We start from the raw sequence: 17,038 nt of genomic DNA on the forward strand, positions 1-17,038 counted from the left end.
TATTAAGATCATAAGCAGAACCTTCCTGCGCCAAAAGATCAGACATTCCGTTATTGTTGTAATCTCTGTCTGTTAATTTTAATATTGATTGTTTTATTTTTTGGCACAACCAAACAATCGCTTTGCTTTTTAATTCCTGGTTCCAGATGCATTCTCCAACGAGCCAAGGCGTTTTGAAACGCGTTAATTCTGATGCTGCAGACTGGTCTAATACAAAGGTTGCATTAGGATGGTTTTGTAAAAATGTAGCAGGAACTTCTGAAGATATATCACCTTGAATAGTTCTCTTGATGATATCGGCTTTGTTTTGTCCCCAGGCCATTAATACGATTCTTTTAGATCTCATGATGGTTGAAACTCCCATGGTAATCGCTCTTTTAGGAACGTTGTCGATACCATTAAAATCTGATGAAGCGTCTACTCTTGTAATATGATCCAGTGTAATAATCCTGGTTCCTGAATTGACGTGTGATCCCGGTTCATTGAAACCTACGTGACCTGTACGACCAATTCCTAATAACTGAAAATCAAGTCCTCCGGCATTTTTAATGTTCATTTCGTAGTCGATGCAATATTGATTTAATTCCTCAATATTTACAGTTCCATCAGGAATATTAACGTTCTCCGGTTTGATATCAATATGGTTAAAAAGATGCTGGTGCATGAAATAATGATAGCTCTGATTGTTCTCTTTGGTCATTGGATAATATTCATCCAGATTAAAAGTGATTACATTGCTAAAACTTAATCCTTCTTCTTTGTGCATTCTCACTAATTCCTCATAAACTTTGATAGGAGAAGAACCTGTTGCTAAACCTAATACGCAAGATTTTCCTTTTTCTTGTTTAGATCTAATTAATTGCGCGATTTCCTGCGCTACAATTATCGAAGCTTCTGTAGAATTTCTGAAGATTTCGTTGTGGATTTTCTCAAATCTCGTCTCTTCAAATTTTCCCGCGCTTTTATAGCTGATATCAGGTTTTATTTCTAAAGCACTTTTCATGTCTTTTTTCTTTTTTTTTGTATTTACAACTTTGGTTTTTGAAATGGTATAAGCAACTCACATTGCTTATACCATTTACTAACCAAACTTAAATTCTTATAGTTCTTTGATATTTTATTCTAGAAATTCGGAGCATTCACATCCCACCAATTTCTTGTTCCTCCAGTATCAGGACCATTAAGCTTTGCAATTCCTGTTTTAAGTCCTTCAGGGTTTCCGTCTTTTTCACTAGAAACAAAAGGTATTCTTCTTACCCCAAATTCAGTAGTAACTGCACCACCACTTTGATTGTTAATAATTGGTAATAATTTAGGATAACCCGTTCTACGATGATCTGCCCAAGCTTCCATCCCATCAGGAAAATTAGCAATCCATTTTTGAGTGATGATTTTTTGCAATTTTACTTCATTACTTGCTGCATTATCCCAGGCAACGGTAACTTTATTTACTGCTAAGCCATTATTAGATGGGGCAACCGGATCTACATAATCTTTAGCCATTTTTACATTATCAGCGATATAATCAGCAGCGCCTCCAGTAGCAAGCAAATCAAATGATGCATTAATACCTGCTTTATACAATGTTTCGGCGTCACCACCCATATTCCATCCTCTTAGCGCTCCTTCTGCTCTTAAAAAGTAAATTTCAGAAGTGTTCAGCCATACTACTCTTTTATCGTCTCTTATTATTTTACCAAAATTTGAGAATGGCATATGTATCGTTTTATCTCCCTGATTTCCTCCGGTACGAACTCCTTTATATTCTCCGGGAACTTGATCAGATGTTGTAAAATAAACCTGCATTCTAGGATCATTGTAACCTCCCATAATAGACTCCATGTCTGCAGACATACGGCTGTCATTATATTCATAAGCAGATACCTTAAGAGGATGCTGTGATACATTTTTAGTTACTATAAAACTATCGCTTACAACTTTCATCACACCAAATTTTTGGCTAACGGCTTTTTCAGCTTCTTCTTTAGCTAATGCTGGATTAACTTTTACAATACGCATTGCTAATCTTAAACGTAATGAATTCGCATATATAACCCATTTTTTATAATCACCTTCATATGTTGAACGATCTATATTCGTAAAAGAACTTTTCTCGCCGGCATCGACTCTTTTTGTTAATTCTGCAACAGCAAAATCTAAGTCTTTAAACATTAACCCATAAGCTTCTTCCTGAGAATCGTATCCAATTGCTGCATCAGTAGTACCTAATTTTGAGTATACAATTGGCCCCCATGAATCTGCTGCTTTATGTAAAGTTTGTACTTTAATAATTGTAGCAAGAGCGTAAAACTCATCATATTTACCTTTGGATGCAGCTTCAACTTTTAAATAATTTGCCATAACCTGTGTGTAAATAGCTTCCCAGCCCCAAAGGTTCCAGTTATCAGAAAGTGCATAGGAAAGATTATTAGCTCCATCAAAACCTGGTGGGGTCGTGTAACCTCCCCAATTATTACCCGATAAGTCGATGGCTACCTGGTATTTCCAACCCGGAACATTCACCATTACATTATCAAACATGGTTGTAAAAGGACCTTTTATATAATTAAAGTCCTGTTTTAGTTCATCTTGTGTAAAAGCATCAGGATTACTGTTAATCTTTTCGAAATTATCTGTACAACCAACTAAGGCTAAAAGACCGAAACAGATTAATGATTTTTTTATATTATTTGTTTTCATGATATTTTAAATTAGAAAGTTACATTTAAATTAAGACCAATACTTCTTGTTGATGGCATACCATAAATATCAACTCCCTGTAAACCTTGACCTGTACTTAAAGCAATGTTTGGATCAAAAGGTGCATCTTTATAAATAAAGAATAAGTTTCTTGCGATTAATGATAAAGTTGCCGTATTAACAAACGGAAGTACTTTTTTGTTGAAAGTATAACCAAGTGAAACCTCTCTTAAACTTACATTTGTAGCAGAATATACATATTCAGCTGTAGCACCATTAACCCCGGCAACTGTAGTGTAATACTGCTCAGCAGGCATACTCGTTACTTTTGAACCATCAGGCCTAACTGCATCAATTGCAACACCGCCTGCGTTTCTTGCATCTCCACTTCTTTTTGAAACTCCATAAAAATCATTCATAGATTCTGTAATACTCATTACATCTCCGCCAAAACGTCCGTCGATTAAGAAGTTTGCTGTAAAAGCACCAAACTTAAATGTGTTTGACCATCCTAACATAAAATCAGGATTTGCATTACCTACTTCGCGCAATCCAGCTTCTAACGATACATTTCCTTTATCATCTAAAACAATTTCTCCTTTATCGTTTTTTACAATATGTTTACCTTCAATAACTCCAAATGGTCTTCCTTCAGTTAAAGCATATCTGTAATTGATATTATTTACAGGTGTCAACGGAATTGTACCTCCTAATTCTTCAGGAATTTCTTTAACTTTATTTCTGTTTTGAGAATAATTTACTGTAGTGTCCCAAGAAAATTTATCTCCGGCAATGATTTTTCCGGTAAGAACAACTTCAAAACCTTGATTTGCAATACTACCAGCATTAATTCCATAGTTTATGTAACCAAAAGGGTTGGTTGCAGGCGCAGCAACCTGAACATACTGATTTTTAGTTACTGAATTATAGTATGAAATCTCAAAACCTAATCTGTTATTAAACATTCTCCACTCAGTACCAAATTCGTATTCTGATTTTAATTCTGGTTTTAATGATTCACCTGGTCTTGGTCCTACTGAAGGATAAAGAATATTACCTCCCTGGATAGTTGATTTTGGAGAAGTTACAAAAGTCGAAATATCATTACCAACTTGCGCATAAGTTCCTCTCACTTTAGCAAAGTTAATCCAAGCTGGCATAGTTGTCATTTCACTCAAAAGAGCTGTAACCCCTACAGATGGATAGAAATAGGATCCAGTATCTGTATTTACCAACGTAGAAGACCAGTCGTTACGTCCTGTAACATCTAAATACAACATACTTTTATAACCAAAAGTTGCAGATGCAAATACAGATTGAACTTCTCTTGAAGAACCAGTAGACTGTAAACTTAAATTATCTAATCCGGAAGCGCTTCCAAAGTTACCTAAAGTAAACAAGTTTGCATTAACAAGCCCTCCAACAATACCAGAATCCAAAGTAGTTGCATGATTTCCTAATGTGTTATTGATACTTGCCCCAACTATGGCATTAAAACTGAAATCTTCGTTGAAGTTCGTATTGATTTTAGCGATTAAATCTCCGTAACGCTGTGTGCTTAATGTGGCAACATTAATGTATCTACCATTTATATTAGATAAGGAAATGTTTGTAGTTGCGTATATCCTTTTATCAAAATCGTTTTCAATTCTGTTATAACTATATCTTGCACCAATACTTAACCAGTTGTTTGCTTTATAGTCTAACGCTATATTTCCATTAAAGAAATTATCTTTATCAACAGATTTGTTTCTATTAATTAACCAATATGGGTTTTGAACATAAATATCAGCATTTGGCAAAGTATAAAAATTTTGTCCGTATAAATTTCGATCTGGCTGATAAGCTTCAAAATTATCTTTATAATAATTAAAGTCATTTCCTCTTTGAAACAAATATACTCCCGTAAGAGGATTTGAATAAAGTCCGTTTACAGGTCTGTTATCAATAGTTTGAGTTGTATATTTTGCATCAGCAGAAACAGTTAATTTATTATTAAAAAATTTCGCTGTCTGACGAATCCCAAAATTATTTTTCTTTAACCCGTTTCCTTCTATCACTCCTGATGCAGAAGTATTAGCATAAGATATACTTGTTGAATTTACTTCTGTTCCTGTTGTAAACGCTAATGAAGTAATTTGTGTAACTCCCGTATTAAAAAAGTCTTTTTCAAAATCATTTGACTGCACTTTTCCTCCCCAAGATTTTTGAGCACCAGCCGTTCCATATTCATGTTGGAATTTTGGCAAAGAATGTACCGACTCAAAAGTTGTAACAGAAGAAACTGCTAAGTTAGAAGTGTTTTCTTTAGTCTTTTTAGAAGAAAGCAAGATAACACCATTTGCTCCCTGAGATCCGTATAGTACAGATGCTGCTGCACCTTTAAGTACTGTCATTCCTTCGTAATCATCAGGATTAATTAATGATACAACATCTCCACCATCACGGTTACCTCCGGCAGTACTACCAAATGAATCGTTTGGCTGATTCGAACTTCCGTTATACAAAGGAATACCATCAATAACATAAAGAGGCTGACTGTTCATGATAGAAGAGTTACCACGAATAAGTACTTTAGTAGATCCTCCAGTACCACCAGAACTTTTTGTTACGGCAACACCGGCAATTTTACCAGCAATTGTATTGATAATGTTGGCATCTTTTACACGAGTTAGTTCTTCTCCTTTAAGTTCCTGAGCAGAATAAGTTAAAGATTTTCTAGTTTTCTTAAGACCTAATGAAGTTACAACAACTTCTGTTAATGCATTAGATGCTGCAGTGATCATTTTAACATTAATTGTGGCAGCATCACCAACAACAACTCTTTGTGTTTCAAGACCTACATAAGTAAAAACTAAAGTCTGTCCTTTTTGTGCTTCAATTGTGTACAAACCATCAAAATCGGTAGTAGCACCTTTTTGACCTCCTTGTACTGCAACAGATGCCCCTGGCAATGGCATCCCCTCAGAATCTGTAATCACACCTTTGACATTTTTTACTTGTGCAAGCGAAACTTGCGCCGTAAAAACAATCATAAAGATTAAGAAAATTTTTTTCATGTTTATTTATTTTGTTAGTTATGGTGTAAATTTATTCTTAAGGGATTGTTAAAAAAAATAATTTATACAAACGACTGCAAATTTTAAACCAACGACATAAAACAATCAATAATACGTTTCACGAAAACGTTTTCAAATTACTTTATCTATCGTTTTTATCACATTTACCACTATTTTATTCATAGAATTTACTTATTTAGTAAAAATTCCCCATTTACAATAAAAACCTAATAACGTGATGTTTATATGTGAATTTAAAACTAAAGAGGCTATTTTTTTAATTATATGCAAAAAAATAATACTCATAATCTTACTGCTTTAACAAAGTATTGTATTTTCAATTTAAACGATATTCATTTTAATTTCCACATAAACCTGTTGTCTTTACTTTTAAAGTTGTAAATGTTTTATGAATAAGATCCAGTAAAGAATATTCATTGAAAGAATCCTGAGCTAATTCCCAAATCATAATACCGCCCGTATTTTCAGAAGCCAATGTTACTTTTTTGGCAATTGTAGGTCTGCCATTATAATATATCTTACCTAATTCGTCCTGATCTGCAAATTGAGTTCCTGCTTCTATAATTTGAGCATATGTAGAACTTGTAGCATCAGGATAAGTAAAATTATAACCGTAAAAAGGCACACCCAGAGTAATTTTATCACTTGGAACATTTTGAAGTTTGTGCCAAAAATCAATTCCTTCTTTTGCAAAATCAAAAGAACTATGCTGTCCGGGATTATTAGGAGTCCATGGTCCTGTGCTGTCATAAGCCATTACATTAATAAAATCGAACGCATTTAATGCTGCCGAATTTATATTTTCGAAACGGGTATTATTGGGCAAAGCTGCCGTTAATAATTTTTTATGTTCTGCAAGGCTCTTTTTTAATTCAATAATAAAACCGCTATATCCTGAGGTCACAGCGTTCCATTCCAGATCTACATCTACCCCATTCAGATCGTGCAACTCTACAAAACTTATTATGTTCTGAATTAGACCCGGCCTGTTTTCCGGTTTGTCTATCAAAAAAGACCAATTTGATGCTTGCTCTTCTGATATCACTCCACCGGCAAGCGAAATACTTATTATAATAGTAGGATTAACTGATTTGACATATTTAATAAGCGAATCAAGATCTCCGTTAAAAATTAAATTTCCATTTTTATCCGGATTTGCAAATGCGATATTAAGATGTGTCAATTTGCAAAACTGTATAGAATTCATTTTATCGAAATTCCCTGATGATAAATAACCTACGACTCTTGCAGTTTTAGTTTTTGAATTTTCAGGATCAGATTGTTTTTCAGCTGAACAGCTGTACGCTGAAAAAAGAGAACTTAGAAAAAAAAGGATGCCTAGTAAGGCTTTATTTTTTATCATAATTTTTAATTTAAACTTCTTGTTTTTAATCTTAATTAGAATGAAAATAACACCTTATTAGGCATAACTTTATATTTGAGATTTTATTTTTAGTTTACATCCCACCAAACTTTACCTAACCAATCATTCTTCCCTCCTAATCTTGCTACAGCTTCCTGATAATTTTTTTCGTTTTTTTGTAATTCATCACTTGGATAGTACAAACGTGTTGGCACAACTCCGCCTGTTCCGGAATCTGAATTTGTTATGGGTACTAAATGAGGATATCCTGTTCTTCTCCAGTTAGAGTATGCTTCGATACTATTGAATAAATAGGTGATCCAAATTTGTGTTCCAATTTGTTCTTTTTCTGTTCCTGCCACTAATGGCTTGGCATTTACATAAGCATCGATACTTGCCTGACTTGCAGGAGCCGCACCATAAATCTCTAATTGCTTCACACCTGCCTCAACACCTTTTTTATAATAATCTGCTGCAGAACCTGAAACCCAGCCTCTATAAGCTGCTTCTGCCAATAATAGTTCTGTCTCTGAATAACTTACATGCAAAAATGGAGTTGTTCTTAATTTTAAATAAGACTGTATACCAGAGGCTGAATTTGATCCTCCGGCAAGCTCCCATCTAAATACTCCAGGTTTAACACCTTCATATAATGTTTCGCCTGGCTGTATAGGTGCCCAGGGAACGACACTACTACTTGTTTTGGGAGTAGCGATCATAGTCAATCTTGGATCTCCGTTATTTTTTAGATAGTCTATTAGCAGTGAACTAAAATGATCTCCCTGATCATTTCCTATAAAACCATAAGACAATCCGTTTCCTCTGTAATCCAATCTGGCAGGATCATCACTAAAAGGAAAATCTAAATGATGCATAATACAGTTGTCATCATTACTTTCAAAAACTCCATTCTGAAGCGCTGCTTTCGCTTGTTTTTCTGCTTCAGCAGGGTTTACTTCTGAAATTCTCATTGCCGCACGCAAACGCATCGTGTTGGCTAATTTTTTCCATTTTGAAACATCTCCTTTATAAAACAGATCTCCTTTTATCAAATCTTTCCCAGTATTTAACTGATTAAAAGCTTCATCTAATTCTTTAAAAAAAGAAGCATAGATATCTTCTTGTTTATCATATTTGGGTGTTACAATTCCTTTAGAAAAAGCTAAACCTGCTTCTGAATAAGGTACATCACCATAAATATCTGTCAAACGCTGTGCAACCATCACTTTCATAATTTTAGCAACAGCATTCATATTTACAGCCAAAGGATCTTTACTCGTTACATCAAGAATATCAACAACACTTTTCATTTCATGAGCATATACGTTTCTCCATAAAGCCACTGCATATTCCTCTGAATTATTAAATTTGCCACCGTAGTTTGTAACCCCCCAGGAACCAGAGTAATGCTGCACAAAACCTCCTGCATATATTAAATTAGTTCTGTGCTGATAGTATCCGTCTCCGGACATACACAATTGGGTAAATGTAAGCTGACCTGCCGGATTTGCAGATAATGCCACAGGATCTTTTTCCAGTTCGTCAAAGTTTTCTGTACAGCCAACTACCGTAAATACTGCAAGTATGGCTATTATATATTTGATTTTCATAATTTACTTTTTTAGAATGTAATTTTAATATTAAAGCCATACGATTTCCTTGATGGTAATGAACCATATTCAAAACCTTGTCCATTTCCTGAAGTATACATCGACTCCGGATCTATGTTTGGTAAATCTTTACTGAATGTCAATAGATTTCTTGCAAATACAGAAAGATAGATAGAATTTATTTTTGCTCCGCCAAAAACACTTTTAGGTATGGTATACCCTAAACTTACCTCTCTTAATTTCACAAAAGAAGCATCATAAATAAAAGGTGCAGGCGTATTATCTGTAACATCTCTCCAATAATCCTGAGGATCTACAGGTTTTGTGTTTTTTACATAAACAGGATTATCAGCCGTTCCTGTATTTACCACTCCATTTGCTACATAACCACCCGTAGGAACCCATTTAGTGATATCGAAATTAGGATCAGTCGCGGCAGCTTGCGTTCTTGCAGCAATATAAGCATCTCTTCCTTCTGTAGTAATATCTAATAATCCTCTTGCTGCAGCAACAGAGTTTGTCATAGAATACACATCCATACCAAATTTCATATCCAATAAAAACTGAAGCGTGATTCCTTTATAAGAAAATCTATTGGTTAAACCAGCAGCCCAATCCGGAAGTCCTTTTCCTAAAGCAACCTTATTATCTGTGTAAACAGGCATACCATTTGCCCCTACAATCATTTCTCCCGAAGCTGTTCTTTGAAAATCTTTCCCAATAATGGTTCCAAATTGTCCGCCAACCTGTGCTACAATTGCGGCATTAGCCCAACGCGCCTCAGAAATAGTATAAGTACTGATATCCGGATGCAAAGAAAGAATTGAGTTTTTATTCTTAGAAAAATTCAAATCAATTCCCCATTCAAAATTCTTAGTTTTAATTGGAGTACCTGATAAAAATATCTCAATACCTTCGTTACGTAATTCTCCCGCATTTACTGAAAGAAATTCATATCCTGATGTTGCAGAAGAGGCTAAATCAAGTGTCTGATCAGATGTATCCTCACGATATACCGTAATATCTGCTTTTAATCTGTTTTTAAAGAAAGCCGTTTCTAAACCAAACTCAATTCCTTTTTTTGTCTGAAAAGTCAAGTTCGCATTTGGAGCCGATGTATTCTTAACATTTACCACACTCTGTCCGTCATAAGAAGAGTAAGTTGTGTAGTTTAATGAATTTTTATAAGCTCCCGGAGCATTAGAAACTTTTGCCCATGAAGCTCTTAATTTTCCATAAGAAAAAGCATCACTCTTAATATTAAATGCATCTGAGAATACGAAACCTAATGAGGCTCCCGGATAAAAAGCATCTTTATTAATAACACTGAACCAGTCATTTCTTCCTGTAAACTCAGCATATAAATAACCTTTGTAATCCAACTTTGCAGAACCGTAAACTGAATTTGTTCTTGTTCTTGTTTCTATTGGTGCATTTATTGTCTGAGTTGAAAAATTACTAATATATTCTGTTCCCGGCTGAATAATATTGGTTCCCTGACTAGAATTTTCTGATCTCCTGAAATCCCTTCTTGTTGCTCCTAAAATTCCTGAAAAAGTCAAATCAGTAGCTAATTTGATTGCATTAAAGCTGGCGATGATATCAGTATTCATTTCAGAAACCGTAATATCATTTAATCCAAGATAACCAGTATCTCTTCCTGGCCATGTATTGCCCGGAACCATGAAATCTTTAGAATCAAAAACATAAGTATCCAAACCGGTTCTAAAAGTCAGTCCAACCCATTTTTCAAGTTGATAGGTTCCTGCAACATTCCCTGTAAAACGATTTTTCTTAGAGGAATTGTGATTCGCATCTACCGTTAAATAAGGATTCAATTGATAAATATTGTTATTCCACTTATAGATTTCTGCAGTCTCCGGATTTCCATAATTTTTCAACCACGCCTGATCAATATTTGGTGCCAGACCACTTAAGGAATAACCAACATTGTTAGGAGAATCACCTAAGCCAGGTCGATTATTTGTTGTTTCCATCATGTAATTTACATTAGCATCTAAAGTAAATTTCTCTGATTTTAAAGTAGCGTTTAAAGTCGCATTATTTCTTTCTAATCCTGAATTTGGAATAACGTCATCATTTTTCATGTTATTAAATCCAAAACGAAGAAATGCGTTTTCACTTCCTCCAGAAAGTGCAATTCCGTTTGTTGTTGTAACACCGGTTCTGAAAAAATCCTGAATATTATTATCCACTTTAGCATAAGGACGCATAGAACCATCAAATATTTTTACCTGTTCTCCTACATGATTAGAAAATTTAGGTCCCCATGCACTAGTCGTATATCCGTAAATTTCACTAGGTGCCTTTAAAGGATCCGGCAAAATTCCGCGGCCTCCAGTACCATATTCATCTTGAAAATCATCATACTTTGCATTTACACGATCAAAACTAACACCGCTGGTCAGTTCTACTTGCAATTTTCCTTTGCTTCCTTTTTTAGTCGTAATTAGTATTACCCCGTTTAAAGCTCTCGAACCGTACAAAGCTGATGCAGCTGCGCCTTTTAATACAGTCAGACTCTCAATATCATTCGGGTTAATGCTCGAAAGACCGTCACCGTTATCTCTTCCGTCAAACCATTTACTGGCTGCGGCATTGTCATTATTCAAACCTGAGTTATCAATTGGCACTCCATCTACAATATAAAGCGGCTGGTTACTCTCGCCTATACTAGAAATACCTCTAATAATAACTCTGGCACTCCCTCCTACTCCTGTCGAAGGCATCGAAACATCAACTCCGGCAATTTTACCTGAAAGCGACGATGCTACATTTGTTGTAATCACTTTATTAAGCTGATCTCCTTTAATATCCTGAACCGCATAACCCAGTTCTTTCTTCTGTCTCTTAATACCTAACGCAGTCACTACAACTTCATTTAGGTTTTGTGTATCTTCTGCCAATACAACATTTACTGTAGTTGATTCGCCTACAGTGGCAGTCTTGGTTTTAATACCGATATACGAAAACACAAGAACATCTCCTGCAGATGCTTGTATCGTATATTTTCCGTCATAATCAGATTGGGCGGTTGTTTTCCCTCCTTGAATTACAATACTTACTCCTGGCAGCGGCAATCCGTTTTGATCGCTCACTAAACCTTTGATTGTTTTTACTTGGGCAAGCGTGACCTGCGCAGTAAACACAAACATAAAGATTAACATAATTTGTTTCATTTTAACATGGTTTTGTTGGTTAAGCGATAAATCTATTGTTAAAATTAACATAAATAAAACATTTTAAACAAACAGCACAAAACCTTAAACCAACGACACAAAACAATCAATAATACGTTTTACGAAAACGATATCCCAAATAGATAATATAAATTTTACCTTTTTTTACAAAATTTTATTCAAAAGAATTGCGTTTTACCCAGTAATTGTTTAAAGTTGCACAATATTTATAAGTAAAAGAATACCTAATAACAAATTGCAAAAGTAAAGTTGACTGAAATCCAAAAATTAAAATTTGACATTAAGCTTAAAAACCACGTTTGGTTTTGGGGCAGCTATTTCACTCTTAACTTTTTACGATGGGGAGCTTACTTTAATGATTATCCTTACTCCTTCAAATCAAACCTGATTGAGTTCTCTTTGCATATCCCACTTGTCTATTTTAATCTTTTTGTTTTAGTACCACGTTATGTATTAAAGCAGAAATATATTACATATACAATTTCGCTGATCATAAGTTTATTTTGCATCTATTTACTAAAAACAGCTCTTACCTATTATATTATATCAGAAAACATCTGGCCTGAGGCGAATAGAGAATATCATCCTTTCGAAATCAACCATATTGTTGCCGTTTGCATTGGCGAATTGTACGTTCTTGCCATGGCATCATCCGTTTACCTTACACTAACGTGGTTAAGAGAGAGAGAAAGAAACAGATCTTTGAGAGAAAATCAGTTTAAAATCAAACTAAAGTATCTTGAAAATCAAATCCAGCCGCATTTCTTTTTCAACACCCTAAACAATCTCTATGCATTGTCATTAGAATCTTCTGATAAGGTTCCGGATGTAATTATAAAACTATCAAATTTGATGGAATATGTTTTATATGATGTAAAAGGAACCAAATTTGTTCCATTAATTAAAGAAATTGATTATATTCAAAATTATATCGAAATTGAGAAGTTACGCTTTGATAATGTAGAAGTTACAGTAAACTTAGAATCTAATATCGATGACATTATAGTACCTCCTCTAATATTCATTTCATTGGTCGAAAATGCCTTTAAACACGGGAGTATAAACAACAATAACTTAAAAATTAAAATCAATTGTAAGATTATCGATAATAAAATATTGGATTTTGAAATCTTAAATAATTTTGTAAATTCACAAAATTTAAATACCAAAGGCGGAATTGGCTTAGTAAATACCAAAAAAAGATTAAAATTAATTTACAAAAACGATTTCAGTTTAAAAAATACCACTAAATTAAACTACTATATAATCCGTTTGCAAATACCTATTAATAATGAAGATTAAATGCGTGTTGATTGATGATGAGCCATTAGCGATCAAAGTCCTGCAAAATTATTTTACAAATTTTACAGATTTTGAGGTAATTGGTACATTCAATAATTCTTTAGAAGCGCTTGATTTTATAAACAGTACTGCTGTGGATGCCGTGTTTCTGGACATTAATATGCCTATGATGACAGGTTTTGAACTTATTAGCTTAATAGAAAACAAAACAAAAGTCATTATTACCACTGCCTTCAGGGAGTTTGCAGCAGAAAGCTATGATCTTGATGTTCTGGATTATTTAGTAAAACCAATTCCATTACCGCGTTTTATAAAATGTATCAATAAAATCACTACTGAATACAATGTAAAAAACAATATCAAGGTTGAAACCACAAAAGGCGATTCTCATATTTTTATCAAAGTCGATAAAAAAATGATGAAAATTAACATTGAAGAAATCCTATTTGTTGAGGGCATGAAGGAATATATAAAAGTTGTCACGCCTGATAAAACTTACATTACCCATAAATCATTGACATCTTTGTCTGAAGAATTACCTGCAGATCGCTTTTTACGCATTCATAAATCGTATGTAATTGCGCTAAATAAGGTAAAATCTATCGAAGGAAACCGTATTCAGATACAATCTTACACCATTCCTATTGGCAGAAATTACAGTAAAGAGGTAAAAAATAAAATTCTTGAATAAACTTTAACTTTTAAATTCATTTTCTAAGTCGGTAAAAATTAACACTTTGTTGAAAAAATGACGTCGTTCGTTTAAATTTAACATTATTTGTGCCTTTTTATTTTTTTTTGATATACTTAACAAATATATTTACGGTCTTCAAAAAACAATAAAATAAAAAATTAACCTCTTAAATTATGAGTTCAGAAAATGTTCAAACCAAATGGGGACAGTTTATCTCGTTGATAATTGTTTTCTTCTTTTGGGGTTTTGTTGGTTCTGCCAATGATATCCTGATTCCGGTATTCAAAAAAGTTTTTACTTTATCTCAAGTACAATCACAATTAGTAGCCTGGGCATTTTACGCCGCATACTTCGTAGGGTCTGTGATTTTCTTTTTAGTATCTACAAAAGTAGATGTTTTACAAAAATTTGGATACAAAAAAACCCTTTCTGCTGGTTTACTTCTTTCAGCAGTTGGATCATTCTTATTTATTCCTGCCGCAACAATGGAAAGCTTTCCATTCTTCTTAACAGCTTTATTTACTGTAGGTTTAGGATTTTCAATCCAGCAAATTGTAGCGAATCCACTTGCAATTAAAATGGGAAGCCCTCAAACAGGAGCTCACCGTTTGACTTTAGCAGGAGGTATTAATTCTTTTGGAACAACAATTGGAGCTATTTTATTAGGAATTGCTTTGTTTGGAATGGGAGATAACAAAAACACATCACTTTCATTAGAAGATATCAAACTACCTTTTATTATCCTTGGACTTGCTTTTATCGCAGTTGCCATTTTCATGAACTTCTCTAAAATCGAAGATCCTGCAAAAGAAGAGGAAGAAGTAGTGAAGGTAGCTCACGAAAAATTCAAAATATCTGACTACCCTCAACTATACCTGGGAATGTTAGGAATCTTCATTTACGTTGGAACTGAAGTTACAATTATCAGTAACTTACCCGCTTTATTGCATACCGCTGAATTTGGTAATGTTTTAGAAGATGCCATAGCGCCATTTATTGCACTTTATTGGGGAAGCTTAATGATAGGCCGTTGGAATGGTGGTGCAAACGTTTTCAACACTTCTAACTTAGTAAACACAGCATTAAAATTCATTGTACCGGCAGTAGCTTTTGGAGTTATTATTGGCGCCAACATTTTTGCTGCTCACGATGTTTCTGCATTCTATATTTATCCACTTTGGATTTTATTGTTTATCGCCGTAAGTTTTGTAGGTGGTAAAAATGCCGGAAAAACGTTAATGCTTTTCGGAATATCAGGATTATTAATGATGGTTGCAGGATTGGTTTGGCCAGATCCTTCAATTGCTAAATTCTTCTTTATCTCCGGAGGTTTATTCTTATCTATTATGTGGCCGTCGATCTTCGATTTAGCGATTGCAGGTTTAGGTAAAAATACAGGAAAAGCATCTTCATTTTTAATTATGATGATTCTTGGAGGAGGAGTTATTCCTTTGATTCAAGGTAGTATTTGCGACTTTGATCTTACCAGTCCAGGAGGAATCTTCGGAATCACATGGACACATTTCTCTTATGTTATTCCACTTCTTGGATTTGCTTATTTAGGATTTTACGGTTTCTATTGCCCAAAAATCTTAAAAAGACAAGGAATTGATCATAACATTCAAAGCGAAGGCGGAGGTCACTAAGCCAAATCATAAAAACAAAAAAAATCCCAAATTCCAATTTTATCGATTGGAATTTGGGATTTTTTTATTTGCAACTTTATCTTTTCCTAAACCCTACCGGTTTTTAAAACCTGTAGGGTTCCTATACGTCAAATCAAAACCTTTGAACCTTTATACCTTTGCATCTTTGAGCCTCTACTTAGCATTTATAACATTTTCCAGATTCTTCTTGAATACTGCTTTATTTTGCGCTGACAACGTATAAACAACATCTTTATCAGCATGTACTATCACTTTGTCTATATTAGCTTCTAAAAGAGCTTTTGGGTCTTTTATTTTCAAAGTGCAGGCACCATCGAAAAAACCATCATCTTCGATAATTTTTTTCGCCTCGATAATAGTTCCGTCATTTAAAACTGCTGAAATTGTCATCGTCTTATTCAGTGTATTAGAGTAAAACCCATCCATGACCAATAATAATCGATATGAATTTTTCAATTCAGGCCCTTTAAACTCATGGCGTGTAATGTTATACCGCAAACCTTTTGCCAGCGTTTGAAATTGCACAGAACAATCCAGTTCAAAACTGGCCACATCACCTGCTTCATTAACCTGTTTTACAATTTTAGCAACCTGAGCATTAGCCACCATATTTCCAATCAAAAACACGAAAATCAAAATACTTTTTTTCATATACATTTCTTTTTGAGACATATAAATGTAAAAAAAAATCGCCACCTTATTTAAAAGATGACGATTTTTAAATTTTAAATACCTGAGTATTACTTATTTCCTTTTTCGAAATCAGCTACAAATTGAGCCAATCCAATATCAGTTAATGGGTGTTTCAACAACCCGTAAATTGCAGAAAGAGGTCCCGTCATAACATCAGCACCAATTTTAGCACAATTTACAATATGCATTGTATGACGCACAGAAGCAGCTAAAATTTGAGTTTCATAACCATAGTTATCATAAATCAATCTAATTTCTTCGATCAAATTCAAACCATCAGTTGATATATCATCTAAACGACCAATAAAAGGAGAAACATAAGTAGCTCCTGCTTTTGCAGCCAATAAAGCCTGACCAGCAGAAAATACTAATGTAACGTTTGTCTTAATTCCTTTATCAGAGAAATATTTTGCAGCCATTACACCTTCTTTAGTCATAGGCAATTTAACTACGATCTGATCATGCAATTCAGCCAATTCTTCACCTTCTTTGATCATTCCATCATAATCAAGCGCATTAACTTCAGCACTAACATCTCCTTCAACAAGATTGCAAATATCAACATAGTGCTTTAAAATGTTGTTTTTTCCGGTAATTCCTTCTTTTGCCATCAATGACGGGTTAGTTGTTACACCATCTAAAACACCTAAAGCCTGTGCTTCTTTAATCTGAGCTAAATTAGCTGTGTCAATAAAAAATTTCATAATT

General features: G+C 34.1%; 11 protein-coding genes. 3 read left to right on the forward strand and 8 right to left on the reverse strand.

Annotated elements, in window-relative coordinates:
* From nagB to ACQKCJ_RS19290, 6 genes are all read right to left on the reverse strand, one after another.
* The coding region (gene nagB, locus ACQKCJ_RS19265) for a glucosamine-6-phosphate deaminase (protein ID WP_427402728.1) at positions 1-1,003 on the reverse strand (1,003 nt) is incomplete at its 3' end.
* A 119-nt stretch (positions 1,004-1,122) separates the two neighbouring features.
* Positions 1,123-2,700 carry a RagB/SusD family nutrient uptake outer membrane protein gene (locus tag ACQKCJ_RS19270; RefSeq protein ID WP_427402729.1) on the reverse strand — a complete coding sequence of 526 codons (1,578 nt, stop codon included), beginning with the start codon at positions 2,698-2,700 and terminating at the stop codon, positions 1,123-1,125.
* Positions 2,701-2,711: 11 nt separating this feature from the next.
* Entirely contained in the window at positions 2,712-5,759 is a 3,048-nt protein-coding gene (locus ACQKCJ_RS19275) for a SusC/RagA family TonB-linked outer membrane protein (RefSeq protein ID WP_271336051.1), read from the reverse strand.
* Positions 5,760-6,117: 358 nt separating this feature from the next.
* Entirely contained in the window at positions 6,118-7,143 is a 1,026-nt protein-coding gene (locus tag ACQKCJ_RS19280) for a glycosyl hydrolase family 18 protein (RefSeq protein WP_271336050.1), read from the reverse strand.
* Positions 7,144-7,232: 89 nt separating this feature from the next.
* A complete protein-coding gene (locus tag ACQKCJ_RS19285; RefSeq protein ID WP_271336049.1) occupies positions 7,233-8,753 on the reverse strand; it encodes a SusD/RagB family nutrient-binding outer membrane lipoprotein in 1,521 nt (506 codons plus the stop codon).
* An 11-nt stretch (positions 8,754-8,764) separates the two neighbouring features.
* Positions 8,765-11,953 (reverse strand): SusC/RagA family TonB-linked outer membrane protein, encoded by a 3,189-nt coding sequence (locus ACQKCJ_RS19290; protein WP_427402730.1) that lies wholly within the window; start codon positions 11,951-11,953, stop codon positions 8,765-8,767.
* A gap of 270 nt (positions 11,954-12,223) precedes the next feature.
* Here ACQKCJ_RS19290 and ACQKCJ_RS19295 point away from each other — a divergent pair, with 270 nt between their 5' ends.
* From ACQKCJ_RS19295 to ACQKCJ_RS19305, 3 genes are all read left to right on the forward strand, one after another.
* On the forward strand, positions 12,224-13,276 hold the full coding sequence (locus ACQKCJ_RS19295) for a sensor histidine kinase (protein WP_271336047.1): 1,053 nt from the start codon (positions 12,224-12,226) through the stop codon (positions 13,274-13,276).
* Positions 13,266-13,967, forward strand: coding sequence for a LytR/AlgR family response regulator transcription factor (locus tag ACQKCJ_RS19300; RefSeq protein WP_271336046.1), 702 nt, complete (start codon positions 13,266-13,268; stop codon positions 13,965-13,967). Before ACQKCJ_RS19295 ends, ACQKCJ_RS19300 begins: the two co-directional genes overlap by 11 nt.
* Positions 13,968-14,143: 176 nt before the next feature.
* The gene (locus ACQKCJ_RS19305; RefSeq protein WP_271336045.1) at positions 14,144-15,616 is read left to right on the forward strand and encodes an MFS transporter; all 1,473 of its coding nucleotides are present in this window, start codon (positions 14,144-14,146) and stop codon (positions 15,614-15,616) included.
* A 174-nt stretch (positions 15,617-15,790) separates the two neighbouring features.
* Here ACQKCJ_RS19305 and ACQKCJ_RS19310 read toward each other — a convergent pair whose 3' ends face one another.
* Positions 15,791-16,288 carry a hypothetical protein gene (locus ACQKCJ_RS19310; RefSeq protein WP_271336044.1) on the reverse strand — a complete coding sequence of 166 codons (498 nt, stop codon included), beginning with the start codon at positions 16,286-16,288 and terminating at the stop codon, positions 15,791-15,793.
* 89 nt (positions 16,289-16,377) lie between these two features.
* Entirely contained in the window at positions 16,378-17,034 is a 657-nt protein-coding gene (fsa, locus tag ACQKCJ_RS19315; RefSeq protein ID WP_192187922.1) for a fructose-6-phosphate aldolase, read from the reverse strand.
* Positions 17,035-17,038: the final 4 nt, after the last annotated feature.

The sequence above is a fragment of the Flavobacterium sp. NPDC079362 genome, from assembly GCF_050267765.1.
GTDB lineage: Bacteria > Bacteroidota > Bacteroidia > Flavobacteriales > Flavobacteriaceae > Flavobacterium > Flavobacterium azizsancarii.